At 68.2% G+C, this 25,994-nt stretch carries 23 protein-coding genes and 1 tRNA gene; 18 read left to right on the top strand and 6 right to left on the bottom strand.

Going from position 1 to position 25,994, the window contains the following annotated elements; genetic code table 11:
* Positions 1-2: 2 nt before the first annotated feature.
* Positions 3-566, bottom strand: coding sequence for a hypothetical protein (locus tag ABZ195_RS11535; RefSeq protein ID WP_355217682.1), 564 nt, complete (start codon positions 564-566; stop codon positions 3-5).
* 147 nt (positions 567-713) lie between these two features.
* On the opposite strand from ABZ195_RS11535, the gene ABZ195_RS11530 reads away from it, so the two are divergent.
* From ABZ195_RS11530 to ABZ195_RS11515, 4 genes are all read left to right on the top strand, one after another.
* Positions 714-845, top strand: a complete 132-nt coding sequence (locus ABZ195_RS11530) for a hypothetical protein (protein WP_355217680.1) — start codon at positions 714-716, stop codon at positions 843-845.
* Between the two features lie 154 nt (positions 846-999).
* Positions 1,000-2,472 (top strand): SulP family inorganic anion transporter, encoded by a 1,473-nt coding sequence (locus ABZ195_RS11525; protein WP_355217885.1) that lies wholly within the window; start codon positions 1,000-1,002, stop codon positions 2,470-2,472.
* 8 nt (positions 2,473-2,480) lie between these two features.
* Positions 2,481-2,894: a MerR family transcriptional regulator gene (locus ABZ195_RS11520; RefSeq protein ID WP_355217679.1), complete on the top strand. Its 414-nt coding sequence runs from the start codon at positions 2,481-2,483 to the stop codon at positions 2,892-2,894.
* Between the two features lie 47 nt (positions 2,895-2,941).
* Positions 2,942-3,199, top strand: a complete 258-nt coding sequence (locus ABZ195_RS11515) for a DUF3297 family protein (protein WP_355217677.1) — start codon at positions 2,942-2,944, stop codon at positions 3,197-3,199.
* Between the two features lie 47 nt (positions 3,200-3,246).
* Here ABZ195_RS11515 and ABZ195_RS11510 read toward each other — a convergent pair.
* A tRNA-Arg gene (locus ABZ195_RS11510) sits at positions 3,247-3,319 on the bottom strand.
* Between the two features lie 64 nt (positions 3,320-3,383).
* On the opposite strand from ABZ195_RS11510, the gene ABZ195_RS11505 reads away from it, so the two are divergent.
* The 10 genes from ABZ195_RS11505 (at position 3,384) to ABZ195_RS11460 (ending at position 19,960) form a co-directional block, all read left to right on the top strand.
* Complete coding sequence (locus tag ABZ195_RS11505) at positions 3,384-3,818, top strand: group I intron-associated PD-(D/E)XK endonuclease (protein ID WP_355217675.1); 435 nt, start codon at positions 3,384-3,386, stop codon at positions 3,816-3,818.
* Positions 3,819-3,930: 112 nt separating this feature from the next.
* Complete coding sequence (locus ABZ195_RS11500) at positions 3,931-5,421, top strand: wax ester/triacylglycerol synthase family O-acyltransferase (RefSeq protein ID WP_355217674.1); 1,491 nt, start codon at positions 3,931-3,933, stop codon at positions 5,419-5,421.
* Positions 5,418-7,073: an HAD-IB family hydrolase/lysophospholipid acyltransferase family protein gene (locus ABZ195_RS11495; RefSeq protein WP_355217672.1), complete on the top strand. Its 1,656-nt coding sequence runs from the start codon at positions 5,418-5,420 to the stop codon at positions 7,071-7,073. The genes ABZ195_RS11500 and ABZ195_RS11495 overlap by 4 nt, the downstream gene beginning before the upstream one ends.
* On the top strand, positions 7,070-9,409 hold the full coding sequence (locus ABZ195_RS11490) for a glycerol-3-phosphate 1-O-acyltransferase (RefSeq protein WP_355217670.1): 2,340 nt from the start codon (positions 7,070-7,072) through the stop codon (positions 9,407-9,409). Before ABZ195_RS11495 ends, ABZ195_RS11490 begins: the two co-directional genes overlap by 4 nt.
* Positions 9,410-9,455: 46 nt before the next feature.
* Positions 9,456-11,462, top strand: a complete 2,007-nt coding sequence (locus tag ABZ195_RS11485; protein ID WP_355217668.1) for a cytochrome c oxidase assembly protein — start codon at positions 9,456-9,458, stop codon at positions 11,460-11,462.
* Positions 11,463-11,606: 144 nt separating this feature from the next.
* Positions 11,607-12,068: a single-stranded DNA-binding protein gene (gene ssb / locus ABZ195_RS11480; RefSeq protein ID WP_355217666.1), complete on the top strand. Its 462-nt coding sequence runs from the start codon at positions 11,607-11,609 to the stop codon at positions 12,066-12,068.
* Positions 12,069-12,137: 69 nt separating this feature from the next.
* A complete protein-coding gene (gene ettA / locus ABZ195_RS11475; protein ID WP_355217664.1) occupies positions 12,138-13,847 on the top strand; it encodes an energy-dependent translational throttle protein EttA in 1,710 nt (569 codons plus the stop codon).
* 178 nt (positions 13,848-14,025) lie between these two features.
* Positions 14,026-18,855: an NAD-glutamate dehydrogenase gene (locus ABZ195_RS11470; RefSeq protein ID WP_355217883.1), complete on the top strand. Its 4,830-nt coding sequence runs from the start codon at positions 14,026-14,028 to the stop codon at positions 18,853-18,855.
* Complete coding sequence (locus tag ABZ195_RS11465; RefSeq protein WP_355217663.1) at positions 18,852-19,283, top strand: thioesterase family protein; 432 nt, start codon at positions 18,852-18,854, stop codon at positions 19,281-19,283. The genes ABZ195_RS11470 and ABZ195_RS11465 overlap by 4 nt, the downstream gene beginning before the upstream one ends.
* Positions 19,280-19,960 carry a hypothetical protein gene (locus ABZ195_RS11460; RefSeq protein ID WP_355217661.1) on the top strand — a complete coding sequence of 227 codons (681 nt, stop codon included), beginning with the start codon at positions 19,280-19,282 and terminating at the stop codon, positions 19,958-19,960. Before ABZ195_RS11465 ends, ABZ195_RS11460 begins: the two co-directional genes overlap by 4 nt.
* Here ABZ195_RS11460 and ABZ195_RS11455 read toward each other — a convergent pair.
* Positions 19,957-20,361, bottom strand: a complete 405-nt coding sequence (locus ABZ195_RS11455; protein WP_355217660.1) for a globin — start codon at positions 20,359-20,361, stop codon at positions 19,957-19,959. The two genes, ABZ195_RS11460 and ABZ195_RS11455, sit on opposite strands and share 4 nt — an antisense overlap.
* Positions 20,362-20,504: 143 nt before the next feature.
* Here ABZ195_RS11455 and ABZ195_RS11450 point away from each other — a divergent pair, with 143 nt between their 5' ends.
* From ABZ195_RS11450 to ABZ195_RS11440, 3 genes are read left to right on the top strand one after another with little or no spacing between them, the layout of a single operon-like run.
* Positions 20,505-21,149, top strand: coding sequence for an HNH endonuclease (locus ABZ195_RS11450; RefSeq protein WP_355217659.1), 645 nt, complete (start codon positions 20,505-20,507; stop codon positions 21,147-21,149).
* Between the two features lie 39 nt (positions 21,150-21,188).
* The gene (locus ABZ195_RS11445; RefSeq protein ID WP_355217657.1) at positions 21,189-21,410 is read left to right on the top strand and encodes a hypothetical protein; all 222 of its coding nucleotides are present in this window, start codon (positions 21,189-21,191) and stop codon (positions 21,408-21,410) included.
* Positions 21,411-21,426: 16 nt separating this feature from the next.
* On the top strand, positions 21,427-21,879 hold the full coding sequence (locus ABZ195_RS11440; protein ID WP_355217881.1) for a DUF5130 domain-containing protein: 453 nt from the start codon (positions 21,427-21,429) through the stop codon (positions 21,877-21,879).
* Between the two features lie 62 nt (positions 21,880-21,941).
* Here ABZ195_RS11440 and ABZ195_RS11435 read toward each other — a convergent pair whose 3' ends face one another.
* From ABZ195_RS11435 to pepN, 3 genes are all read right to left on the bottom strand, one after another.
* Positions 21,942-22,082: a hypothetical protein gene (locus ABZ195_RS11435; RefSeq protein WP_173008506.1), complete on the bottom strand. Its 141-nt coding sequence runs from the start codon at positions 22,080-22,082 to the stop codon at positions 21,942-21,944.
* A 188-nt stretch (positions 22,083-22,270) separates the two neighbouring features.
* Positions 22,271-22,651 carry an HNH endonuclease signature motif containing protein gene (locus ABZ195_RS11430; RefSeq protein WP_355217655.1) on the bottom strand — a complete coding sequence of 127 codons (381 nt, stop codon included), beginning with the start codon at positions 22,649-22,651 and terminating at the stop codon, positions 22,271-22,273.
* Between the two features lie 49 nt (positions 22,652-22,700).
* Positions 22,701-25,259 (bottom strand): aminopeptidase N, encoded by a 2,559-nt coding sequence (gene pepN / locus ABZ195_RS11425; protein ID WP_355217653.1) that lies wholly within the window; start codon positions 25,257-25,259, stop codon positions 22,701-22,703.
* Between the two features lie 106 nt (positions 25,260-25,365).
* On the opposite strand from pepN, the gene ABZ195_RS11420 reads away from it, so the two are divergent.
* On the top strand, positions 25,366-25,986 hold the full coding sequence (locus tag ABZ195_RS11420; RefSeq protein WP_355217651.1) for a DsbA family protein: 621 nt from the start codon (positions 25,366-25,368) through the stop codon (positions 25,984-25,986).
* Positions 25,987-25,994 lie beyond the last annotated feature (8 nt).

The raw sequence follows: 25,994 nt of genomic DNA, 5'->3' as shown, positions 1-25,994 counted from the left end.
GGTCAGTCGCCCACGCGGCTCAACAGCTTGGACCCCAGACCGGCGATCACCTGTGAGGATCGCTGCTGCTCGCCCTGCTGGGAGCCGAGGACGATGATCGCGCCCGTCAACACCGGCAGCACCCACTGCAGGTACTTGAGCTGCCGCTGTGCCGCGGCGACGTCGTCCGGGGTCGAAGCCGTGGGCTCGGTGGCCCCGGCTACCGAATGTCCGTCTCCCTGAGCGGTCTTCGCGCCGAGGGCACCGCTGTAGACGGTGGCTCCCACGGCAGCGCCGGTGAGGATCAGCTTCGTGACGGTGTTCGCGGTGACGCCCTCCTGATTCTTGGCGCGGCCCTTGTTCGCATTGAGGATCGCTGCGCCTCCGATGAGGTGCGCTCCCATGGCGACGAAGTTCACCGGCGCCCACTTCGCCCGTCCGACTGCGGCGATCTTCGCCCGCTCCCGAGGATCCTCGACGGCTGCGGCGGCACCGTTGACACCCACCGCGCCCATGAGCGAGCCGCCGAACCATGCGGCGGCGCCGAGGTCGTGAAGTGAGCGGACGACGGTGTTGCGTGATGACATGTGGTTTTCCTCTGATTGGAATGGCTTCCCTCGCTGCATGCTCGGTCGCCGGGGGGTCTGAAACGTCTCGTGCCCTTGCGGTTTCGTCACCTCGCCCCCGGGTACGTGCTGGACGACGGATGAAAAGCCCAGAAGTAGGGGATGACGATGACCGAACCCGATCGCGGCCGGCACGAAGAACACCTCGACGCGTCCGAGGACGACGGGTCGGCGGAACTGCTGCCCGAGGACGGCGGCACGGCGCCGGGCCCGCCGCCGCAGAACGGGCCCGCGTCCTAGGTCCGCCTGAGGCGGGGGGCCGCGAGGCCAACTCTTACCTGAGGTGAGAGTAGAGTCTGGTGCGACCGATTCACCTCGCCCAGAAACGGAATCCGTGACGCCTCCGCCACCTCCGCCCGATCACGTCGCCACGACGACCTCCGCCGACCGCAGCGTGTCGGTCCTGACCGCCCTGCGCTCGCCCCGGCGACTGCGCACCGAAGTGCTCGCCGGTTTGGTGGTGGCGCTGGCGTTGATACCCGAGGCCATCTCGTTCTCGATCATCGCCGGCGTCGACCCGCGGGTCGGTCTGTTCGCGTCCTTCACCATGGCCGTGACGATCGCGGTCACCGGCGGGCGGCCGGCGATGATCTCCGCGGCGACCGGTTCGGTGGCCCTGGTCATCGCCCCCCTCGTCCGCCAGCACGGCCTCGACTACCTCATCGTGGCGGTCCTACTCGGCGGAATGTTGCAGGTGCTGCTGGCCGCGGGCGGCGTCGCGCGACTGATGCGGTTCGTCCCGCGCAGCGTGATGGTGGGCTTCGTCAACGCCTTGGCCATCCTGATCTTCCTGTCGCAGCTGCCCTACCTCATCGGAGTACCGGCGCTGGTATACCCGTTCGTCGCGGCGGGACTGCTGATCATGGTGGTGTTGCCGCGGTGGACCACCGTGATACCCGCGCCGCTGATCGCGATCGTCGTGCTGACCGCGGCCGCACTCGCGTTCTCGGTCCACATCCCCAACGTGGGCGACGAGGGCGAACTCCCCACGAGCCTGCCGACGCTCGTCGTGCCGCACGTGCCGTGGACGTGGGACACCCTCGCGATCGTGGCGCCCTATGCCTTGGCCATCGCCCTGGTGGGGTTGCTGGAATCGCTGCTGACGGCCAAGCTCGTCGACGACATCACCGACACCCACAGCGACAAGACCCGGGAGAGCTGGGGCCAGGGCGTCGCCAACGTCGTCACGGGTCTGTTCGGCGGCATGGGTGGTTGCGCGATGATCGGCCAGACGATGATCAACGTGAAGGTGTCCGGCGCGCGCACCCGCATCTCCACGTTCCTCGCGGGACTGTTCCTGCTCGGACTGGTGGTCGGGTTGGGCGACGTCGTCGGTCTGATCCCCATGGCGGCGTTGGTCGCCGTGATGATCATGGTGTCGGTCGGCACGATGGACTGGCACAGCATCGCGCCGTCGACCCTGCGCCGAATGCCCCGCAGCGAGACGCTGGTGATGGTGGCGACGGTGGCCGTGACGGTCGTGACCAGCAATCTCGCCTACGGCGTCATCGTCGGCGCGCTGACCGCGATGGTGCTCTTCGCACGGCGCGTCGCGCATCTCGTCAGCGTCGAGAAGGTCGATGGCGCGGACGGACTCGGCGACACGGTGGTCTACCGGGTGACCGGGGAGCTGTTCTTCGCCTCCAGCAACGACCTCGTCTACCAGTTCGACTACGCCGGCGATCCGGTCAACGTCGTCGTCGACGTGTCCGACTCGCACGTCTGGGACGCCTCCACCGTCGCCGCCCTGGACGCGGTCACCACGAAGTACCGGGCGAAGGGAAAGAGCGTCGAGATCGTCGGTCTCGACGAGGACTCCGCCGACCGGTACGGCCGGCTCTCTGGAAACCTGGGCTCTGGTCACTAGGCACCGAGATGGGGATGCAGATGCAGATCGGCCAGGTGGCCACCGCGACGGAGTTGTCGATCGTCACGCTTCGTCACTACGACGAGGTCGGTCTCGTCACGCCGTCGGCGCGTTCGGCGGGCGGGTTCCGGCTCTACACCGAGGCCGACGTCGAACGGCTCCTGGTGATCCGCCGGATGAAGCCCCTGGGATTCAGCCTGGCGCAAATGAGAGACCTGCTCGATGCCGTCGACGTGCTCGCCGAGGCCGACGCCTCCGAAGACCGCCGACGCCTGGCGGCCGATTACTTGCGGGAGTGCCGCACCGCCGCCGAGCAAAGTGCCGCCAAGCTGCGCAAGCATCTCGCCTATGCCGACGAGCTCCGCGGATTGCTCGCCGGCCTGGCGGACGGCGTGGCCGACGAGTCCGGCGGCGTCGCGTAAGTTCTCAGGCGTCGAATCCGAGCACCAGCCAGTCAACGAAAGCCACCATGTGCGAGGATCACATCCAAGACGTTCCACCGAACCACCTCTCGATCGACCCGCGCAGCGAGTTCTACGACGAAGAGGCGCTTCTGCGCGACGTGGGAATTCGCTTCAACGGCGCTGAGAAGACCAACGTTCACGAGTACGACGTCGCCGAGGGCTGGGTGCGGGTCGAGGTGCCCACGGCCAAGGACCGCCGCGGGAATCCAATGGTCGTCAAGCTCAGCGGCACGGTCGAGCCCTACTTTCGCTCGGCGACGTAGCGAAAGCCGGTACCCGAACCGCCGACGCGTCGACGACGTCGGACCAGCGCCCCCGGCAGGGATCGAACCTGCGACCAACCGCTTAGAAGGCGGTTGCTCTATCCACTGAGCTACGGAGGCAGCGCACATACCTTAGCGGAATTGGCGCGACTCGACTGATACGCGAATCCCTACGATCAGAGGCATGGGGGCGCACTTCACGAAGGACAAAGGCGACCTCGGTGTCGCCAAGGTGCATGCCGATCTGGCAGGCAAGGGGTTCATCGTCCTCTTTCCAGTCACGGAGCACGCGCCGTTCGATCTGGTGGCTTATGACCGTGGCAAATTCCACCGACTTCAGGTGAAATACCGTTCCGCTCGAGCCGGAGCCGTCAAGGTTCACTTCCGTTCGACCTGGGCCGATCGGCACGGTAGTCACACGAGGCCGATGGACAAGGACGTCGTCGACGTCGTGTCCGTCTACTGCCCCGAGACGGATCGGTGCTACTACCTCCGCCCCGGTGCCCATGGCACATCGGTCACCCTTCGAATCGTCCCGAGCCGGAACGGGCAACAGGCGGGTGTGCTGTGTGCGGATTCCTATCTCGATTTGCCCGGCCAGCCCGTGGTCGGCCGCTAAGCGTCGGATCTGGCAACCGCCGCACAACACCGGTATTGCGACCCGCTTCATGGGGCGGCGGACTAGCGTGGACCACGCACTCGGGGTGACGACGGCAGGAGATCGACGAACGATGAGCGACAGGCCGGACGACGCCGTGGGCGGACTGCCCGAGGAGCTGAGCGCGGTCGACCAGTTGTTGCACCGCGGTGAGGCCAACCCACGCACCCGGTCGGGTTTGATGGGCGTCGAGCTGCTCGACGCCGCACCGGACTGGGAGCGCTTCCGCGACCGTTTCGAGAACGCCTCCCGAAAGGTGTTGCGCCTTCGTCAAAAAGTCGTGATGCCCACCCTGCCGACCGCGCCGGCGCGGTGGGTCGTCGACCCCGACTTCAACCTCGACTTCCACGTGCGCCGCGTCCGCGTGCCTGCGCCGGGCACCCTGCGCGAGGTGATGGATCTCGCCGAGGTCGCCCTGCAGTCGCCGATGGACATCTCGCGACCCCTGTGGACCGCCACTCTGGTCGAGGGCCTCGCCGACGGCACGGCCGCGACGATGCTGCACCTGAGCCACGCCGTCACCGACGGCGTCGGCGCGATCGAGATGTTCGCCAACATCTACGACGTCGAACGCGATCCGCCACCGGCGAAGGTTGCGCCCCTGCCGATCCCCGAGGATCTCTCGCCCACCGACCTCATGCGCGAGGGCATCGCCAAGCTGCCCGGATCGATCACCGGCGGCATCCTCGGCGCCATCGGGGGAGCGGCGTCGTTGGTGGGCCGGGTGGTCCGCGACCCGGTGTCCTCGGTCGGCGGCGTCGTCACCTACGCCAGATCCAGCGCGCGGGTGATGGGTCCGGTCGCCGACCCGTCACCACTGCTGCGGCGGCGCAGCATGTCCTCGCGCACCGAGGCGATCGACATCGCATTCGGCGATCTGCACAAAGCGTCGAAGGCGGCCGGCGGCTCCATCAACGACGCGTACCTGGCCGGGTTGTGCGGGGCGCTGCGGCTCTACCACGAAGCCAAGGGCATCCCCGTCTCCACGCTGCCCATGGCGGTACCGGTCAACCTGCGGTCCGACGACGACCCCGCTGGCGGAAACCGCTTCGCCGGAGTCAATCTCGCCGCGCCGGTCGGCGTCGCCGATCCGGCCAAGCGCATCGCCAAGGTGCGGGCCCAAATGATGCGCAAGCGCCAAGAGCGGGCGATCGACATGGTCGGGGCGATGGCGCCGCTGATCAGCCTGCTGCCCGACGCCATCCTCGAATCCGTGGCCGGGTCGGTGGTCAACTCCGACGTGCAGGCCAGCAACGTGCCCATCTATCCGGGTGACACCTTCATCGCGGGAGCGAAGATCCTGCGGCACTACGGCATTGGGCCGCTGCCCGGGGTCGCCATGATGGTGGTCCTGGTGTCACGCGCGGGCTACTGCACGATCACCACCCGCTATGACCGCGCCGCCGTCGCCGACGAGGCGCTCTGGGCCAGATGCCTGCTGGCCGGCTTCGACGAGGTGCTGGCCCTCGGGGGCGAGGGCCGCGCGACGCCCGCTTCTTTCGCCATCGACCCGCCGTCGACGACGACCGTGACCACCTCGGCCAATGGGAGTGCACCGCAATGAGTTCGCAGAACGGACAGCCCGAACGCAAGGGCGACAACGTGATCCTTCGGCTGCCCGGCTCGGTCGCCGAGATCGAGGCCAGCCCGGAGGGGCCCGAGGTCGGCGCGTTCTTCGACCTCGACGGAACGCTGGTGGCCGGATTCACCGGGGTGATGATGACCCAGGACCGGCTGCGACGCGGTCAGATGAGCGTCGGCGAATTCATCGGCATGGTGCAGGCCGGGCTGAACCATCAGCTGGGCCGCTCGGAGTTCGAGGATCTGATCGGCAAGGGCGCACGGATGTTGCACGGCAACTCCATCAGCGACCTCGACGAACTCGGCGAGCGACTCTTCGTCCAACACGTCCAGGGCCGCATCTATCCGGAGATGCGCGCGCTGGTGCGCGCCCACCAGGCCCGCGGCCACACCGTCGTGCTCAGCTCGTCGGCACTGACCGTCCAGGTGGAACCGGTGGCCAGGTTCCTCGGCATCGACAACGTGTTGAGCAACCAGTTCGAGACCGACGACGACGGGCTGATCACCGGCGAGGTGCGCGCGCCGATCATCTGGGGCCCGGGCAAGGCCCGTGCGGTGCAAGCCTTCTCGGCCCGCAACGACGTCGACCTGTCCAAGAGCTACTTCTACGCCGACGGTGACGAGGACGTCGCGCTGATGTATCTGGTCGGCAATCCGCGACCGACCAATCCCGCGGGCAAGCTGCAGGCGGTGGCCGTCAAGCGGGGCTGGCCGATCCTGAAGTTCACCAGCCGCAGCGGCAGCAGTCCGGTGGCCCAGCTGCGCACGGTGGCCGGCATCGCCTCGCTGCTGCCCGCCGCCGCCGGTGGCCTCGGCCTCGGCCTGCTCACGCGCAACCGTCGCACGGGGGTCAACTTCTTCACCGCCGCGTGGACACGGCTGCTGATGACCTCCATCGGCATCGACCTGAACGTCCTCGGTGAGGAGAACCTGACGGCCAAGCGCCCCGCGGTGTTCCTGTTCAATCACCGCAACCAGGCCGACCCGTTCATCGCGGGCCGGCTGATCAGCGACAACTTCACCTCCGTCGGCAAGAAGGAGCTCGAGAAGGACCCGCTGATGGGCACGGTCGGCCGGGTGCTCGACGCCGCGTTCATCGACCGCGACGACCCGAAGGCCGCGGTGGAGAGTTTGCAGAAGATCGAAGACCTTGCGCGCAAGGGCATTTCGGTGCTCATCGCGCCCGAGGGCACCCGCTTGGACACCACCGAGGTGGGAGAGTTCAAGAAGGGTCCGTTCCGGATCGCGATGGCGGCCGGCGTACCGCTGGTGCCGATCGTCATCCGCAACGCCGAGATCATCGCCGAGCGCAACTCCAGCACCTTCAACGCCGGTGCGGTCGACGTCGCGGTATTCCCGCCGATCCCCGTCGACGACTGGACCACCGAGAATCTGACCGAGCGCATCGCCGAGGTCCGCCAGCTCTACCTCGACACCCTCAAGGACTGGCCGGCGGACGTGCTGCCCAGCGCACCGCTCTACGAACGCGTGCCCGCCAAGAAGGCGCCCGCCAAGAAGGCTCCGGCGAAGAAGGCGCCCGCCAAGAAGACTCCGGCCAAGAAGGCTGCGGCCAATACGCCTGCCGCGAAGAAGATCCCCGCGAAGAAGGCGCCGGCGAAGAAGGGTCGACCGTGAAGGTAACCGCCGACGCGCTGCACAGCTTCACCCCGACCGACGACGCGCTGGTGCTCGCGGCGGTGGATTCACCAGCCGAGGTGGAGATGCTCGACGACTGGCTGGCCGAGCAACGCAAGGCCCACCCGGAGGCCCGCATCGAGGTACTGCAACTGCCCACCGATGGTGAGCCGCCCCCGGCCACGCTGGCCCGTCTCGTCGAACTGCTCGACGTCGACGAGGCCCGGTCGGTGTTCCCGGTGCGGGTGTTCTGGATTCCCGGCGGTCTGCCCACCCGTTCGAAGGTCGTCGCGCTGATCAGCGGCCGCGACACCTACCGTCCACCGAAGTTGTTGCAGCGCGGCATCCTTCGCAAGGATCCCGCCCGCGCTCGTGTGGTGGCCGGTGAACCCGCCAAGGTCTCCGAGCTGCGCCAGCACTGGAATGACACCACCGTCGCGGAGAACCCGCGGGACTTCGCCCACTTCGTCATACGCCGCGCGGCGCTGGCGATCGGTCGGGTCGAGCTGCGGCTGCTCGGCCCGGAGTACAAGTCGCCACGGCTGATCAAGCCGGAGATGTTGGCCTCGGCGCGCTTTCGCGAGGGCCTGGCCAAGATCCCCGGCGCGACGCTGGAATCGGCGGGGGAGATGCTCGACGAGCTCTCGACGGGGTGGAGCAGATTCTCCGTCGACCTCATCCCCACCCTCGGCCGGGCGATCTTCAGCCGGGGCTTCGACCCGAACATCGACTACGACCGCTACGAGATCGAGGCGATGCGGTCGGCGTTGGAGAACCATCCCGCGGTGTTGCTCTTCTCGCACCGGTCCTACCTCGACGGGGCGATCGTGCCCGTGGCCATGCAGGAGAACCGGCTGCCGCCGGTGTTCACCTTCGCCGGCATCAACCTCTCATTCGGCGCCATGGGACCGCTGATGCGCCGATCGGGGGTCATCTTCATCCGGCGCAAGCTCGACGACCCCACCTACAAGTACGTGCTCAAGGAGTTCGTCGGCTACATCGTCGAGAAGCGATTCAACCTCAACTGGTCGATCGAGGGCACCCGATCGCGGACCGGAAAGATGTTGCCCCCCAAGCTCGGTCTGCTGGCCTACGTGGCCGACGCCTACCTCGCCGGCCGCAGTGACGACATTCTGCTGCAGCCCGTGTCGATCAGCTTCGACCAGCTCCACGAGACCGCCGAGTACGCCGCCTACGCCCGCGGGGGGGAGAAGACGCCCGAGAGCCTGTCCTGGCTCTACAACTTCATCAAGGCTCAGGGCGACCGCAACTACGGCAAGATCTACGTCCGTTTCCCCGAGGCCGTGTCGATGCGGGAGTACCTGGGCGAACCGCACGGAGACATCGCGGAGGACGAGGCCGCCAAGAGGCTGGCCATGCAGAAGATGGCCTTCGAGGTGGCGTGGCGCATCCTGCGCGTCACCCCCATCAACGCGACCGGCCTGGTGTCGGCGGTGCTGCTCGCCACCAACGGAGTCGCACTGACCCTCGGACAGCTGCACCACACCCTGCGTGACTCGCTGGACTACCTCGAGCGCAAGAAGACGCCGATGACCAACAGCGCGCTGCGGCTTCGGACCGACGAGGGCATCCGGGCGGCGGTCGAGGCACTGTCCGGCGGGCATCCGGTGACGCGTATCGACGGAGGCCGGGAGCCGGTGTGGCGCATCGCGGCGGAGGACGAACACGAGGCCGCCTTCTACCGCAACACGCTCAGCCACGCGTTCCTCGAGACGGCCATCGTCGAATTGGCGTTGGCCTACTCGGCTCGCGCCGAGGGGGATCGCCTCGAGGCGTTCTGGTCGCAGGCGATGCGGTTGCGCGATCTGCTGAAGTTCGAGTTCTACTTCGCCGACTCGGCGAACTTCCGTGCCAATATCGCCGAGGAGATGTCGTGGCACGAGGCTTGGGAACGGCACGTCGCGGCCGGCGGCGAGGAGACCGACGCCATCCTGCGGGCCAAGCGACCGCTGGTCGCCGGGGCGATCCTGCGCCCGTTCGTCGAGGCCTACGAGATCGTCGCCGACGTCCTGAGGGGAACCCCGCCCGACATCGGAGAGAAGGATCTCACCACGCTGGCCCTTGGTGTCGGCGGGCAATACATCGCTCAGCACCGGGTCCGCAGCAACGAGTCGGTGTCGGCGCTGCTGTTCGCCACGGCGCGTCAGGTGATCTCAGACCAGAACCTGCTCGAGCCCGCGGCCGACCTCGAGGAGCGCCGGTCGGCGTTCCTGGCCGAGCTACGCGGCATCCTCGGCGACATGGGCAAGGTCGAGGAATTCTCCCGGGAGCAGTTCTTCGTCCGGGAATTGGTGATGCGCGCCGACCGCGGCTGACCGCAGCGGGTGGAGCCACTTCGGCGACGCGCCATACGCTGTTGGCATGACCACCACGGAGGCGCGGGCCGAGACCCGCACCAGCGCGGTGTGGCCGATCCTGTTCGGCGTCGGGCTACTGGCCGGCGCGACCGCCGCCGGCCTCGCCGCGCTGTCGTTGGCCGACGCGCTGACCGCGACCGGCCTGCCCGATCCCGGGCCCGTCACCAACTACGGGCTGCCCTTCGTCAGGGCCGCGGGTGAGATCGCCGCCGTCGTCGCCACGGGGTCGTTCCTGCTGGCCGCGTTCCTGGTGCCACCGCAGCGCACCGGCGTGCTCGACGCATCCGGATACCGGGCGTTGCGGACGGGCGTCGTCGCGTCGGGGGTCTGGACCGTGTGCGCGGCGCTGCTGGTGCCGCTGACCGTCTCCGACGTCACCGGCCAACCGCTGACCAGCCGCCTCGACCCGAGCGCGATCTGGTCGGTGGCGAGCCTGATCGACGTTGCGGGCGCCTGGCGTTGGACGGCGTTGCTCGCGGCGATCGTCACGGTGCTCGCGATCCCGGTGCTGCGCTGGTCCTGGACCCCGCTGCTGTGCGCGGGGTCGTTGGTGACGCTGCTGCCGCTGGCGCTGACGGGGCACTCGTCGGCGGGCGGGTCGCACGACCTCGGCACCAACAGCCTGTTCATCCACCTGATGGCCGGCGCGCTGTGGGCCGGCGGTCTGCTGGCCCTGCTGGTGCACGCGCTCCGCGGCGGTGAGCACGCCGATCTCGCCGCACGGCGATTCTCGGTGGTCGCGCTGTGCTGCTTCGTCGCGATGGCCGTCTCCGGAGTGGTCAACGCCCTGGTGCGCGTCCGCGTCGAGGACCTCGTCAGCACCACCTACGGCTGGTTGCTGATCGGCAAGGCCACCGCCCTGATCGTGCTCGGCGTCCTGGGCTGGCTGCAGCGGCGCCGGGGCGTGGCGGCACTGCAGGCCAATCCCGACGGGCGGGGCGCGCTGATCCGGCTCTCGCTGATCGAGGCCGGGGTGTTCGGTCTGACGTTCGGCATCGCCGTCGCGCTGGGCCGCACCCCACCACCCCCGCCGGCGATCTTCAACCCGTCGGTCACCGCAGTGGAGATCGGCTACGACCTCGCCGGGCCCCCGACCGTGGCGCGGATCCTGTTCGACTGGCGCTTCGACCTGATCCTCGGCACCGCCGCCCTGGTGTTCGCCGGGCTGTACCTGGCCGGGGTGTGGCGGCTGCGCAAGCGCGGCGACGCCTGGCCCACCGGGCGCATCGTCGCCTGGCTGTGCGGGTGCGCGGTGCTGCTGTTCGCGTCGTCGTCGGGCATCGGCCGCTACATGCCCGCGATGTTCAGCATGCACATGGCCGCCCACATGTTGTTGTCGATGCTGGTGCCGGTGCTGCTGGTGCTCGGCGCTCCCGTCACCCTGGCGCTACGAGCGTTGCCCGTGGCGGGTGCCGGCGGCGCACCTGGTCCGCGGGAGTGGCTGCTGGCGGCGTTGCACAGCCGGGTGTCGCGGTTCCTGACCAATCCCATCGTCGCCACGGTGATCTTCGTGTCCGGCTTCTACGGCCTGTACTTCGGCGGCATCTTCGACGTGGCGGTCACCAGCCACGCCGCACACGTCGCGATGAACCTGCACTTCCTGGTGACCGGTTACCTCTTCTACTGGGTGGTGATCGGGGTGGATCCCACGCCGCGGCCCATCCCGCCGATCGCCAAGCTGGCCGTGGTGTTCGCGTCGCTGCCGCTGCACGCGTTCTTCGGCGTGGTGCTCATGGGCACGAAGGCCGTCCTGGCAGGTGACTTCTACAAGTCGCTACAGCTGCCGTGGCACACCGACCTGCTGGCGGATCAACGCCTCGGCGGCGGAATCGCGTGGTCGGCGGGCGAGGTCCCGCTGGTCCTAGTGCTGATCGCCCTGCTGGTGCAGTGGCGCCGCAGCGATCAGCGCACGGCCATACGGCTGGACCGTGCCGCCGACCGCGACGACGACGCCGACCTCGCCGCGTACAACAACATGCTGGCCAAGCTGGCCAAGCTCGAGGAGCGCTGACCCCTTCGTCCACAACCACCGGTTCATCCACAGGGCCTGCCGTCGGAGGCGGTCGATGCCCGCTCCGCGTCGGCCCCCGGACGTTCAGTGGTGTCGGGCAGCGCGACTGGCGCTGCCGGATAGAACCGATGAAGGGAAGCGCAAATGTTCGAGACCCCGTTCCACATGGTGGGGACCATCGTCACCGACCCGATCCTCCGCCGCGTCGGCGATCAGCAGGTGTTCAAGTTCCGCGTCGCGAGCAACTCCCGCCGGCGCACGCCGGAAGGCACCTGGGAGACGGGCAACTCCCTGTTCGTCAACGTGAACTGCTGGGGGCGGGTGGTCGACGGCGTCAGCGGCGTGCTGATCAAGGGTGACCCGGTCGTCGTGGTGGGCACCGTCTACACCAGCGAGTACGACGACAAGGAGGGCAACCGGCGTTCGTCGGTCGAGGTACGCGCCACCGCGGTCGGCCCTGACCTGACGCGCGCCACGGTGCGCATCGAGCAACGCAAGCGCACCGAGGACGACGTCGAACCCGACGCCGAGGCGAACTCCGAGGGCGACCCGTCCGACACCGTCGACGGAGAAGTCGAGGAGCGGGGCCTGCCACTGACGGCGTAGCCCCGAACCGTCGCGCCTAGGATGGTGGGTCGAGCGACACCCGCAGACCGGAAAGGCACTCCCCAAAGCATGGCTGAGTTCATCTACACGATGAAGAAGGTCCGCAAGGCGCACGGTGACAAGGTCATCCTGGACGACGTCACGCTGAACTTCCTCCCCGGAGCCAAGATCGGCGTGGTCGGTCCCAACGGCGCCGGCAAGTCGAGCGTCCTGAAGATCATGGCCGGCTTGGACAAGGCGAACAACGGTGACGCGTTCCTCGCCACCGGCGCCACGGTCGGCATCCTGATGCAGGAGCCGCAACTCGACGAGTCGAAGACCGTTCGGGAGAACGTCGAGGAGGGCGTCCCGATCAAGGCGAAGCTCGCCAGGTACACCGAGGTCGCCGAGCTGATGGCGACCGACTACACCGACGAGCTCATGGAGGAGATGGGCAAGCTGCAGGAGGAGCTCGACGCGGCCGACGCGTGGGATCTGGACTCCAAGCTCGAACAAGCGATGGACGCGCTGCGCTGCCCGCCGCCCGACGAGCCGGTCACCCACCTCTCCGGCGGTGAGAAGCGTCGCGTCGCGCTCTGCAAGCTGCTGTTGTCCGAGCCCGACCTGCTGCTGCTCGACGAGCCCACCAACCACCTCGACGCCGAGAGCGTGCTGTGGCTGGAGCGGCACCTCGCCGACTACAAGGGCGCCATCCTCGCCGTCACCCACGACCGCTACTTCCTCGACAACGTCGCCGAGTGGATCCTCGAGCTGGACCGCGGCCGCGCCTACCCGTACGAGGGCAACTACTCGACCTATCTGGAGAAGAAGGCCGAGCGGCTCGCCGTACAGGGCCGCAAGGACCAGAAGCTGCAGAAGCGGTTGGTCGAGGAGCTCGCGTGGGTGCGCTCCGGCGCCAAGGCCCGCCAAGCCAAGAACAAGGCGCGCCTGAGCCGGTACGAGGAGATGGCGGCCGAGGCGGAGAAGACCCGCAAGCTCGACTTCGAGGAGATCCAGATCCCGACGGGCCCACGCCTGGGCAACATCGTCGTGGAGGTGAACCACCTCGACAAGGGCTTCGACGGACGCATCCTCATCAAGGACCTGTCCTTCACGCTGCCCCGCAACGGCATCGTCGGCGTCATCGGCCCCAACGGCGTCGGCAAGACCACGTTGTTCAAGACGATCGTCGGTCTCGAGGAGCCCGACAGCGGCGTCGTCAAGGTCGGCGAGACCGTCAAGCTCAGCTACGTCGACCAGAACCGCGGCGGCATCGACCCGAAGAAGAACGTCTGGGAGGTCGTCTCCGACGGGCTCGACTTCATCGAGGTCGGTCAGAACGAAGTGCCGTCGCGCGCGTACGTCTCGGCGTTCGGCTTCAAGGGACCGGATCAGCAGAAGCCCGCCGGTGTGCTCTCCGGTGGTGAGCGCAACCGCCTCAACCTCGCGCTGACCCTCAAGGAGGGCGGCAATCTGATCCTGCTCGACGAGCCGACCAACGACCTCGACATCGAGACCCTCAGCTCCTTGGAGAACGCCCTGCAGCAGTTCCCCGGGTGCGCCGTGGTCATCTCCCACGACCGCTGGTTCCTCGACCGCACCTGCACGCACATCCTGGCGTGGGAGGGCGACGCCGGCGGCCAGGAGCGCAGCGACTCGGGAAGCGAGAACGCCAACGAGGCCAAGTGGTTCTGGTTCGAGGGCAACTTCGGCGGCTACGAGGAGAACAAGCTGGCGCGGTTGGGCGCGGATGCGGCTCGCCCGCACCGGGTCACGCACCGCAGGCTCACCCGCGACTGATCTGTCGCGGTTGAGCCGCGGCGACACCGGGGGCCACTAGTGTCACTTCCGCGGGCCACTGAGCCGCTTCGGCGATCTCATCCAACGGCGGACGGCACGCGCGCGTGAGGTAGGAGCGATCGGTATGACGACGGTGAATCCTGGGGTTCCAGGACGGCAGCGCAGCGACGAGACCGCGATGGTCGAGCGGAGTCGGGAGGTCGACGCCGATGACGTCGCCAAGGCCTACCTCGCCACTCACCAGGGCCCTCACGGTGACGCACCCGCCACCGACGCCGCGCTGACGATGCCCGTCGACGTCTCGCGTCGCACCGTGTCCCCGGCGTTGCTGGCCGCCCACCGCGCGGTCGGGCAGCAGCGCGCCACCGGTGACACGAAGGTCGCCGTGCACGCCGCCGACGATCCCGACGGAATCGGCCCGGCCATCCAGATCGTCACCGATCAGACCCCGATGCTGACCGACACCGTGGCGGTGCTCCTGCACCGCCTCGGCGTCGCGTACACCGCGATCATGAACCCTGTGTTCCGCGTCCGGCGCGATCCCGCCGGAGGACTGCTGGACGTCCATCCCGTCAACGCGCCCGACGCGCCGCGCGACGGCGTGGACGAGGCGTGGATCCACGTCCAGCTCGCGCCGACGGCCGACGACAAGGCCGTCGCCGAGGCGGCCTCGCTGCTGCCCAGCGTGCTCGGCGACGCCCGGCAGGTGGCCCTCGACGAGTCGGCCCTGGACGCCGCGTTGGTCGTGCTCGCCAGCCAGCTGGACTCCGACCGCGAGGGTCACTTCCCGTCCTATGACCGCCGCGACGTGGCGGCGCTGCTGCGATGGCTCGCCGACGGACACTTCGTGCTGCTGGGCTATCAGCGCTGCTCGGTCGAGGACGGCGGGGCCACCGTCGACCCCGCCAGCCGGCTCGGCGTGCTGCGGCTGCGGACCGACGTGTTGCCGCAGTTGACCGAGCAGGACGACCTGCTGGTGCTCGCCCAGGCCACCATGCCGAGCTATCTGCGCTACGGTGCACATCCCCACATCGTGGTGGTCCGCGAGACCCTGCCCGGTCAGACCGCCGCGATCGAGCACCGGTTCGTCGGGTTGTTCACCGTCGCCGCCTCCAACGCGAACGTGCTGGAGATACCGTTGATCTCGCGTCGCGTCCGCGAGGCACTGGCGCTCTCGCACGGTGACAACAGCCACCCGGGTCCGCTGACCCTGGACATCATCCAGACCATTCCGCGCTCGGAGCTGTTCTCGATGGGAGCCCAGCAGCTCCTCGACATGGCCAACGCCGTGGTCGACCTCGGCTCACGCCGCCGGGCGCTGCTGTTCCTGCGCACCGACCAGCTCTCGCACTTCGTGTCCTGCCTGGTGTACCTGCCGCGTGACCGGTACACGACCGTCGTGCGTCTGGAGATGCAGGACATCCTGGTCCGCGAGCTCGGTGGCGAGAGCCTCGAGTACACCGCGCGGGTCAGCGAATCACCCTGGGCCGTCGTGCACTTCACCGTTCGGCTGCCCGACGGCAGCAAGCCCGAGGACGTCGACGTCTCGCTCGACGCCGAGACCAGGATTCAGAACCTGCTGACCGAGGCTGCCCGCACCTGGGGTGACCGGTTGATGGGTGCGGTTCCCACCGGAGCGATCTCCCGCGCCGCAGCCGAGCACTACTCCTCTGCCTTCCCCGAGGTCTACCGGCAGGCGTTCACTCCGCACGACGCCATCGGCGACATCGCGATCATCGAAGAGCTGCACGATGATTCGGTCAAACTCGTCTTCGCCGACGGCGGGGAGGGGCAGCCCGCCAACCTGACGTGGTATCTCGCGGGTCGCTCGGCGTCGCTGAGCGTGCTACTGCCGATGCTGCAGTGCATGGGCGTCGTCGTCCTCGAGGAACGCCCGTTCTACGTCAACCGCCCCGACGGCATGCCGGTGTGGATCTACCAGTTCAAGATCTTGCCGCAGAAGTCGATCCGCGAACAAGACGACCCCGTCGAACGCGAGGCGACCGCCATGCGGTTCGCCGACACCGTCACCGCGATCTGGTACGGCCGAGTCGAGATCGACCGCTTCAACGAACTGGTCATGCGGGCCGGCCTCACCTGGCAGCAGGTCACGGTGCTGCGGGCGTATGCAAAGTACTTGCGGCAGGCGGGTTTTCCCTACAGTCAGTCCCACATCGAGACGGTCGTCGGCGACAACCCGGCGACTGCCCGAGCGTTGGTCGAGTTGTTCGAGGCGCTCTTCGACCCCGACGACGCGCAGTCCGAGTCGGGGGAGAAGAAGCGCGACGCCTCGGCGGCGGCGAACGCGGTCGCCGTCGGCATCGACGCGTTGGTCAGCCTCGACACCGACCGGGTGTTGCGGGCATTCGCCTCGATGATCCAGGCGACGCTGCGCACCAACTACTTCGTCACGAGCCCCGACTCGGCGCGCAGCCAGGATGTGTTGTCGATCAAGCTCAATCCCGGCCTGATCGACGAATTGCCCCTGCCGCGACCGCGATACGAGATCTTCGTCTACTCGCCTCGGGTCGAGGGCGTGCACCTGCGATTCGGCAACGTCGCCCGCGGTGGTCTGCGGTGGTCGGACCGCCGCGAGGACTTCCGCACCGAGATCCTCGGTCTGGTCAAGGCGCAGGCGGTCAAGAACGCCGTCATCGTGCCGGTCGGCGCGAAGGGCGGCTTCGTGGTGAAGAGCCCGCCGGCCCCCACCGGTGACGACGCCGCCGACCGCGACGCCTACCGCAACGAGGGCGTGGCCTGCTACCGGCTGTTCATCTCCGGCCTGCTCGACGTCACCGACAACGTCGACACCGCGACGGGTGCGGTCACCACGCCCGCGAACGTCGTGCGCCGCGACGGTGACGACGCCTACCTCGTCGTCGCCGCGGACAAGGGCACCGCCACGTTCTCCGACATCGCCAACGACGTCGCCAAGTCCTACGGGTTCTGGCTCGGCGATGCCTTCGCCTCCGGCGGTTCGGTCGGTTACGACCACAAGGCGATGGGCATCACCGCCAAGGGCGCGTGGGAATCGGTGAAGCGGCACTTCCGCGAGATGGGCGTCGACACCCAGACCCAGGACTTCACGGTCGTCGGGGTCGGCGACATGAGCGGTGACGTGTTCGGCAACGGCATGTTGCTGTCCAAGCACATTCGACTCGTCGCCGCGTTCGACCACCGCCACGTCTTCCTCGACCCCAACCCCGACGCGGCGGCATCGTGGTCCGAGCGCGAGCGGATGTTCGCGCTGCCGCGCTCCAGTTGGGACGACTACGACCGCAGCCTCGTCAGCGACGGCGGCGGCGTGTACAGCCGCGAGCACAAGTCGATCCCGATCAGCGAGCAGGTCCGTGCCGCGTTGGGTCTGGACGACGACGTCGAGGAGATGACGCCGCCCGCGCTGATGAAGGCGATCCTGCAGGCCCCGGTCGACCTGTTCTGGAACGGCGGCATCGGCACCTACGTCAAGGCCGAGTCCGAATCCGACGCCGACGTCGGCGACCGCGCCAACGACGCGGTGCGCGTGAACGCCAATCAAATGCGCGCCAAGGTGATCGGCGAGGGCGGCAACCTCGGCGTGACCCAGCGCGGTCGCATCGAGTTCGAACTCAACGGCGGGCACGTCAACACCGACGCGCTCGACAACTCCGCCGGCGTCGACTGCTCCGACCACGAGGTCAACATCAAGATCCTCGTCGACTCGCTGGTCACCGGTGGGCAGGTCAGCGCCGAGGAGCGCACCCCGCTGCTGATGTCGATGACCGACGAGGTCGGGGAGTTGGTGTTGCAGGACAACGCCGCTCAGAACGACCTGATGGGTACCAGCCGGGCCAACGCGCCCGGTCTGCTCACCGTCCACGCCCGCCAGATCAAGGCTCTCGCCGAGCGGGGCCTCAACCGCGAGTTGGAGGCGCTGCCCACTGACAAGGAGGTCCGCCGCCGGGTCGAGGCGGGGCTGGGGCTCACGTCCCCGGAGCTGTCCACGCTGATGGCATACGTGAAGCTGGCGCTCAAGGACGAAGTGCTCGGCAGCGAGCTGCCCGATCAGGAGGTCTTCGCCGCCCGGCTGCCCGAGTACTTCCCGCATCAACTGCGGGACCGCTTCGGCCCAGAGATCCGCACCCACCAGCTGCGCCGGGAGATCGTCACGACGATGCTCGTCAACGACCTCGTCGACACCGCGGGCATCAGCTACGCCTACCGGGTCGCCGAGGATGTCGGCGTGGGACCGGTCGACGCGGTCCGGGCCTACGTCGCGACCGACGAGATCTTCAAGGTCGGGGACGTGTGGCGCCAGATCAGGGCCGCGGGGGCCGCGGGCGCGCCGGTGGCGGTCACCGACCGGATGACCCTGGACCTGCGGCGTCTGATCGACAGGGCCGGTCGGTGGTTGCTGAACAACCGCCCCCAGCCGCTGGCCGTCGGCGCGGAGGTGAACAGGTTCGCCGAGAAGGTGGCCGCGCTGACTCCGCGGATGTCGGAGTGGCTGCGCGGTCTGGACAAGGCCATCGTGGCCAAGGACTCCGGGGAGTTCGTGGCCGAGGGCATCGACGAAGATCTCGCGATGATGGTGGCGACGGGGCTCTACCAGTACAGCTTGCTCGACATCATCGACATCTCCGACATCGTCGAGCGCGACGCCGCCGAGGTGGCCGACACCTACTTCGCGATGATGGACCACCTCAGCGCCGACGGGCTGCTCACCGCCGTGTCGCGGCTGGCCCGTGACGATCGCTGGCATTCCTTGGCGCGCTTGGCGATTCGGGACGACATCTACGGATCGCTTCGGGCACTGTGCTTCGACGTGCTGGCCGTCGGCGAGCCCGACGAGACCGGCGAGCAGAAGATCGAGGAGTGGGAGCTGTCCAACAGTTCCCGGGTGGCCCGCGCCCGTCGTACGCTCGGCGAGATCTACTCCGACGGGGACGAGGACCTGGCCACGCTGTCGGTGGCCGCCCGCCAGATCCGCAGCATGACCAGGACCAGCGGAACGGGAACCACCGGGTGACCGACCAGCCAGAACCCAAGCCCCGCTTCACGACGCCGGTGCCGGTGCGGTGGTCCGACATCGACATGTATCAACACGTGAACCACGGCACGATGGTGACGATCCTCGAGGAGGCGCGCGTCCCGTTCCTCACCGAGCCGTTCGCGGACGACTTCGACACCATCGGGTTGTTGATCGCCGAGGTGCGCGTGGTCTACAAGGGACAGCTGCGGCTCGCGGATTCGCCTCTGCAGGTGACGATCTGGGTCAACCGGCTGCGTGCGGTCGACTTCACGCTCGGCTACGAGGTGCGGTCGGCGTTGGCCGACCCGGACTCCAAGCCGGCGGTGATCGGTGAGTCGCAACTGGCCGCGTTCCACATCGCGGAGCAGCGTCTGGTGCGGCTCGCTCCGCATCACCGCGACTATCTGCAGCGTTACCTGCGGTGAGCGCCGGCGAACGCGGACTCTGGCTCGACGACGCCGCCCACCGGGAGGACCTGGCCACGTTCGTCGACCGCGCCGTGCGACTCGACGACGCCAGCGTCGTCCGGCTGCGCCAGCGCGGTGACCACCAGGTGGTGGCATGGCTCGCAACGGGTTTCGACGTGCTGGCCAGCCGCGTGGTTGGCGGCCGCGTCGCGCCCACCGACCTCTCCGTCGGTGCGGACGCGCTCGCGTTGGCCCTGCCGTCGATGGACCGGTCGGGTTTCGTGGACCCCGGTTTCGCGATGGACTCCGCCTGGCGCGGGATGCTGCCTCCGGAGACCGGGTTCGTCCACCTCGACGACGTGCCTGCCCGCGCGGTGCTCGACCTCGCCCAGCGTGGCGTCACCCTGGCCAAGGAATACGGCAGCGCCCACGGCCCGCCGGCCTCGCTGCTGGATCAGGAAGTGGTCCAGGTCAGCTCCGGTGACGTCACCGTCGGCGTGCCGATGCGATGCGTATTCGCCTTGACGGCAATGGGTTTCCTGCCGCAGGCGGCGACCACCGACCAATTCGCCCCCGAGTCGGTGGCCGCCGACGAAGTGGTGCGGGTGCGTGTCCTGCCGACGTGGTTGCGCGTCGACGCCCGGTTCGGCACCGTCTACCGTCGCCGCGGTGATCGGGCCGTGGTGCTGCGCTAGAACGGCGAGTTGACCATCGACTGGGCGGCCATCTCGAGGTAGTTCAGCAGCACCTGACGATGCGCGTCGTCGAGGGTCGTCGAGTCCACGTCGGCGATTGCGGTGTGCATGCAGCGCAGCCAGGCGTCACGTTCGATGGGGCCGACCTTGAACGGTGCGTGCCGCATGCGCAGCCGAGGATGCCCCCGTAGGTCCGAGTACGTCCGCGGGCCGCCCCAGTACTGCTCGAGGAACATGCGCAGCCGCTCCTCGGCCCCGTCGAGGTCGTCCTCGGGGTACAGCGGACGCAGGATCTCGTCGTCGCGGACGAGTTGGTAGAACGTCGACACGATGGTCTGGAACGTCTCGGCTCCGCCGACTTCGTCGTAGAACGACGTGGGTTGTTCCGTCACGTCCGCCATTGTCCCTTCCCCCGTCCGGGGGTGGAGCGGCCGGGGGCGTGACGGTCGCCGTCACCGGATGTTCATCGGAGTGACCTGCGAACACCGCCCAAATTGCCGTGCGATTGGCGGCGATCCGTGGTGCACTATCACTCGGAGGATCCATGTCGCAGCGAAGGAAGAGCCGCGGACATCTGACCGCGGCGAGTTCACCTGGCGTATCGGTGCTTGCTGCGCAGACCCTGCCCCTTCCCGGAGTCGAGGACCGTCCTCCCGGCGCCGAAGGCGGTGTCTGGGGCCGTCGCAGGGTGCTCCTGCTCAATTCCACCTATGAGCCGCTGGCGGCGCTGCCCGCCCGGCGTGCGGTGGTCATGCTGTTGTGTGGCAAGGCCGACGTGGTCCACGCCGACCCCGGTGGCCCGGTCATCCACTCCGCGACCCGGGCGATCACGGTGCCCTCGGTGATTCGACTGCGTTCCTTCGTCCGGGTTCCGTACCGGGCCCGCGTACCGATGACCAGGGCGGCTCTCATGCACCGTGATCGGTTCCGGTGCGCGTACTGCGGCTCCAAGGCCGACACCGTCGACCACGTGGTTCCGCGCAGTCGCGGTGGTGCGCACTCGTGGGAGAACTGCGTGGCGGCGTGCGCGGGGTGCAACCACCGCAAGGCCGACCGGTTGCTCTCCGAGCTGGGTTGGGCGCTGCGTTCGACACCTCTTCCGCCCAAGGGGCAGCACTGGCGCCTGTTGTCCTCGATCAAGGAGCTCGATCCGGCGTGGGTGCGATACCTGGGCGAGGGAGCGGCCTGAGTGGTCACCCTCGGCGGGTATTGAGATACGGTTTGCGATGTGAGCACAGCACTTACGCACTCGCTGCTCGGCGGGGTCCCGATCCTTCTGGCCCTGGTTCTTGCCGCCGTGATCTTCCGGCGCAAGGGTCCGCACCCAGCGACGTATCAGTTGACCGACGAGTGGACCCACGATCCGATCCTCTGGGCAGCCGACGAACCGGCCGATCACGGACACGGATCGCATCTGACGGTGGGAGGTGGCGCAAGTGGCAAGTGGTAGCGATCATTCGACCGAGTTGGCCAAGACCAGCTCGGAGGCGCTGCCCTACGGCTACGTCTACACCGCCAGCGGACGCGTCTCGGGTGTCACCGAGCCCGGAGAGCTGTCGGTGCACTACCCGTTCCCCGTCAAGGATCTCGTCGTGCTCGACGACGCCCTGAAGTACGGATCGCGGGCGGCCAAGGCTCGCTTCGCCGTCTACGTGGGCGGCCTCGGCGACGACACCGCGGCCACGGCGCGCGAGATCCTGGCCAAGGTACCCACGCCGAACAATGCGGTGCTGCTGGCCGTGTCCCCGAACCAGAAGGCCATCGAAGTGGTCTACGGGTCCGAGGTGAAGGGCCGCGGCATCGAGGAGGCTGCTCCGCTCGGCGTCTCGGCGGCTGCCGCGTCGTTCCGGGAGGGCAACCTCGTCGACGGGCTGATCAGCGCGGTGCGCGTGCTCAGCGCCGGCGTCTCGCCCCGCTAGACACCCCTTTCGAGACGAAGAAGCCGGTGACCTCCATGGTCACCGGCTTTGACGTCGTTGGATCAGTTGTTCTCGTCGTGGCGCTGGGCGATGGCCAGCAGCTCCTCGCGCACCGTCGAATCGGGCAGCGCGTTGATGCGGGCGTAGAGGCGACGACGGTTCATCGTGCGCGTCAGATCGGCGCGCAGGCGGGGGAACGGCATGGTGGTACTCCTTCATTGTGCCCTGGATCACAGGGCTGGGGTTGCTGTTGCGTCGCCAACACGGGGGTCGTCCCGCTGGCAGACTCCCCAATAGTCCCTTGTTACATCCACGTAAATCAAGCTCTGACGTGTGATGTTGCGCTCACCAGAACGCTGGTGGGCCATGCGTTCGCCCGAGGGTGTCGGCCCTAGCTCGGCGCGTCGTCGGGCGAAAGGCTGTTTGCTGCGGCCTTGAGTAGTTCAGCCCTGATCCCGACGTACCGTTCGAGGAAGGCGCGTTCGTCGAGCCGTTTGCGGCGCAGCCAGGCGGTCACCTCGTCGTTGCACTTGCTGGCGTTGCACGCCGCGCAGGCGGGCACCACGTTGTCCAACGTGTAGCGCCCGCCGCGGGAGATGGCCATGACGCAGTCGCGCTGCAGCGGCCGGTCACCAGCCCCGCAGTAGGCGCACCCACCCCACAGCGCCCTGATCGCCGTCCACTCCTCGGTGGTCAGGTCGTTCTGCGCACCGTCCATCCGCCGCTTGCGCCTGCGGGCAGCGCGCGCACGGCGACTGTTGGTGGCGGCCATGGCGCGAGCGTAGGGCACCCACCGCCGAAGATCGGTGAGGCAGACCCGGTCAGGACACGTCGAACGCGCGCGCCTTGAGTGCCCGCTCGACGCCGGCGCGACCCTCGATCACCAACCGGCGCAGCGCCGGTGGCACGTCACCGGCCAGGAACCGGTCCGCCGCGTCCAGGCCCTCCTGGCTGACGTCCGACGACGGGTACAGGCCGATGACGACCGTCTGGGCAACCTCGCTGGAGCGGCGCTCCCACACGCCGAGGATCGCGTCGAAGTACTTCTCGCCGAACGGCTTCAGCAGCGCAGCCTGCCCGGGCTGCACGAACCCGGTGACGATCGCCCTCGTGGTGATGTTGGCCAGCGTGTCGTCCTCGATGACCTGCTGCCACGCCGCCTCCTTGACCGCGGCCTGTGGGCGGGCGGCCGATGCCGCCGCCGCGTTGCGCCGGCCCGCGGCGGTTCGGTCGCGCTGCGCCTCGGCGTCGATGAACGGCGTGTCGACGCCGTTCTCGTCGACGTCGCCACCGGCCGCGAGCGCGGTGACGATGCGCCACCGCAGGTCGGCATCGACGGTCAGGCCCGGCAGCTCCAACTCGGCGGGGTCGGTGTCGAGCAGCGCCGCCAAGACCGCCGTGTGCCGCAGCGAGAGCGCCGAAGTGCACAGCGCGTTGACGTAGGCCAGTTGGAAGTCCGAGCCGGCCTCGGCCGCGCGGGCCAGTTCCAGGAGACGGTCGGCGAACGCGGGCCAGCCCTGCGAGCACGCCCAGTCCGGGTCGGCGTAGGCGTTGAGGGCGGTCTGCGCCTGCAGCAGGAGACGCTGAGCGACGCCGACCTCGGTCTCGGCGTGCACGCCGGCCTTGACCAGCTCCACGAAGTCGCGGGCCTTCAGTTCGGCCTCGCGCGTCATCTCCCAGGCCGCCGACCACGCCAGGGTGCGGGGCAGCGAGTCGGCGATGTCGGCGATGCGGGTCAGCACCGTTTGCAGCGACACGGGATCCAGGCGCAGCGAGCAGTAGGTCAGGTCGTCGTCGTTGACCAGGATCAGCTGGCCCCGCGACACGCCCCGCAGGGCGGGCACGTCGGTGCTCGAGCCCTCGACGTCGAGTTCCTCGCGGTGGGTGCGCACCAACTTGCCCGACCCGTCGTCGTCGTAGATGCCGACGGCCAGGCGGTGCACGCGGGTCTCGCCCGCTCCGGGGGCTGCGCCGCTCTGGTCGATCGCGAAGCGGGTGAACGCGCCGTCGCCGTCGACGTCGAAGTCGGCCCGCAGCGTGTTCAGGCCGGTGGTCTTGAGCCACTGGCGGCCCCAGTGCGACAGGTCGCGTCCGGACGACTTCTCCAGTGCCCCAAGCAGATCGCCGAAGGTCGCGTTGGCGAAGGCGTGGTCGCGGAAGTAGTCGCGCAGGCCCGCCAGGAATGCCTCGAGGCCCACGTAGGCGACGAGTTGTTTGAGGACGCTGGCGCCCTTGGCGTAGGTGATGCCGTCGAAGTTGACCTCCACGGCGTGCAGGTCCGGGATGTCGGCGGCGACGGGGTGCGTCGACGGCAACTGGTCCTGGCGGTAGGCCCACGACTTCTCGACGTTGGCGAAGGTGGTCCAGGCGGCCGTGTATTCGGTTGCCTCGCTTTGGCACAGCACCGAGGCGAAGGTCGCGAACGACTCGTTGAGCCACAGGTCGTCCCACCACTGCATGGTGACCAGGTCGCCGAACCACATGTGCGCCATCTCGTGCAGCACCGTCTCGGCGCGGCGTTCATAGCTGTAGCGCGTCACCTTGGACCGAAAGACGTAGTCTTCCAGGAACGTCACCGCGCCGGCGTTCTCCATGGCCCCGGCGTTGAACTCCGGGACGAACAGCTGGTCGTACTTGCCGAATGCGTAGGGCACGCCGAAGTTCTGGTGATAGAAGCCGAAACCCTGCTTGGTCTCGGTGAACAGCCGCTCGGCGTCCATGTACTCGGCCAGGGAACCGCGGCAGAAGATGCCGAGCGGAATCTCGCCGTGCTCGTCGGAGTAGACGTCGTCCCAGCGGGCGTACGGACCGGCGATCAGGGCGACGAGGTAGGTGCTCATTCGCGGGGTGGTCGCGAAGGTGTGCACTCCGTTGTCTACCGACACCGTGGCGCCGTTGGAGATGACCTGCCAGTGCTCGGGTGCGGTGACCGAGACGTCGAAGGTGGCCTTCAGATCCGGCTGGTCGAAGCAGGCGAACATGCGCTTGGCGTCGGCGGTCTCGAACTGCGAGTACAGGTACACCTCGTCGTCGACCGGGTCCACGAAACGGTGCAGACCCTCGCCGGTGTTCGAGTAGCGGCAGTCGGCGTCGACCACGACGACGTTGTGCTCGGCCAGGCCGACCAGCGGGATGCCGGTGGACTCGTCGTAGCCCGACACGTCGACGTCCACGCCGTTGAGCGTCGCGCGGCGGACGGTCTCGGCGGCGAGGTCGATGACGGTGTCCGCGCCGGGGGTGGCGTCGAACGTCACGGTGGTCTGGGACCGGAAGGTCCGCTCACCGCCCTCGGTCAGATCGAGTGCGATCCGGTAGTCGTCTACTGCGACGAGCGCTGCGCGCTCGGCCGCCTGGTCGCGAGTGAGGTTGGGAAGTGCCACGTCGGCCAAGCCTAGACGTAGTCCGGGAACACGGTCAGGGCATGCTGGGTTGTGCTGAACGGAATTCTGCCCACCCGAGGCGTGTGACCGACGAGAGGATTTGACGATGGCCAACAAGGATGTTGCCGGTTTCTGGTTCGACCCGCTGTGCCCGTGGTGCTGGATCACCTCTCGATGGATCCTCGAGGTGCAGAAGGTTCGCGACATCGACGTGAAGTTCCACGTGATGAGCCTCGCCGTACTCAACGAGGGACGCGATCTTCCCGACGAGTACCGCGAGATGATGAAGAAGGCCTGGGGTCCGGTACGCGTGGCGATCGCCGCCGAGCAGGCCAAGGGCAACGAGATCCTCAGCCCGCTGTACACGGCGATGGGTACGAGGATCCACGACCAGGGCTACCGCGAGACCGACCCGGACTTCGAACGGGTCATCGCCGAATCCCTCGACGAGGTCGGTCTTCCGGCCGAGTTGGCCGAGGCGGCCACCAGCGACAAGTTCGACGAGGCGCTGCGCAAGAGCCACCACGAAGGCATGGACGCGGTCGGCGACGACGTCGGCACGCCCACCATCCACGTCAACGGGGTCGCGTTCTTCGGACCGGTGCTCTCGCGCATCCCGCGCGGCGAAGAGGCCGGAAAGCTGTGGGACGCGTCGGTGATCTTCGCCGGGTATCCGCACTTCTTCGAGCTCAAGCGCACCCGGCACGAGTCGCCCGAGTTCGACTGAGCCGCCGT

This window comes from Mycobacterium sp. NPDC006124 (assembly GCF_040614235.1).
GTDB lineage: Bacteria > Actinomycetota > Actinomycetes > Mycobacteriales > Mycobacteriaceae > Mycobacterium.
The sequence above is the reverse complement of the archived record's forward strand: the minus strand, read 5'-3'. Positions and strand labels throughout refer to the sequence as shown.

Coding starts and splice junctions, on each gene's coding strand:
- ABZ195_RS11535 (WP_355217682.1), bottom strand. CDS start 566: ATGTCATCACGCAACACCGTCGTCCGCTCACTTCACGACCTCGGCGCC.
- ABZ195_RS11530 (WP_355217680.1), top strand. CDS start 714: ATGACCGAACCCGATCGCGGCCGGCACGAAGAACACCTCGACGCGTCC.
- ABZ195_RS11520 (WP_355217679.1), top strand. CDS start 2,481: ATGGGGATGCAGATGCAGATCGGCCAGGTGGCCACCGCGACGGAGTTG.
- ABZ195_RS11515 (WP_355217677.1), top strand. CDS start 2,942: ATGTGCGAGGATCACATCCAAGACGTTCCACCGAACCACCTCTCGATC.
- ABZ195_RS11505 (WP_355217675.1), top strand. CDS start 3,384: ATGGGGGCGCACTTCACGAAGGACAAAGGCGACCTCGGTGTCGCCAAG.
- ABZ195_RS11500 (WP_355217674.1), top strand. CDS start 3,931: ATGAGCGACAGGCCGGACGACGCCGTGGGCGGACTGCCCGAGGAGCTG.
- ABZ195_RS11495 (WP_355217672.1), top strand. CDS start 5,418: ATGAGTTCGCAGAACGGACAGCCCGAACGCAAGGGCGACAACGTGATC.
- ABZ195_RS11485 (WP_355217668.1), top strand. CDS start 9,456: ATGACCACCACGGAGGCGCGGGCCGAGACCCGCACCAGCGCGGTGTGG.
- ssb (WP_355217666.1), top strand. CDS start 11,607: ATGTTCGAGACCCCGTTCCACATGGTGGGGACCATCGTCACCGACCCG.
- ettA (WP_355217664.1), top strand. CDS start 12,138: ATGGCTGAGTTCATCTACACGATGAAGAAGGTCCGCAAGGCGCACGGT.
- ABZ195_RS11470 (WP_355217883.1), top strand. CDS start 14,026: ATGGTCGAGCGGAGTCGGGAGGTCGACGCCGATGACGTCGCCAAGGCC.
- ABZ195_RS11455 (WP_355217660.1), bottom strand. CDS start 20,361: ATGGCGGACGTGACGGAACAACCCACGTCGTTCTACGACGAAGTCGGC.
- ABZ195_RS11450 (WP_355217659.1), top strand. CDS start 20,505: ATGTCGCAGCGAAGGAAGAGCCGCGGACATCTGACCGCGGCGAGTTCA.
- ABZ195_RS11435 (WP_173008506.1), bottom strand. CDS start 22,082: ATGCCGTTCCCCCGCCTGCGCGCCGATCTGACGCGCACGATGAACCGT.
- ABZ195_RS11430 (WP_355217655.1), bottom strand. CDS start 22,651: ATGGCCGCCACCAACAGTCGCCGTGCGCGCGCTGCCCGCAGGCGCAAG.
- ABZ195_RS11420 (WP_355217651.1), top strand. CDS start 25,366: ATGGCCAACAAGGATGTTGCCGGTTTCTGGTTCGACCCGCTGTGCCCG.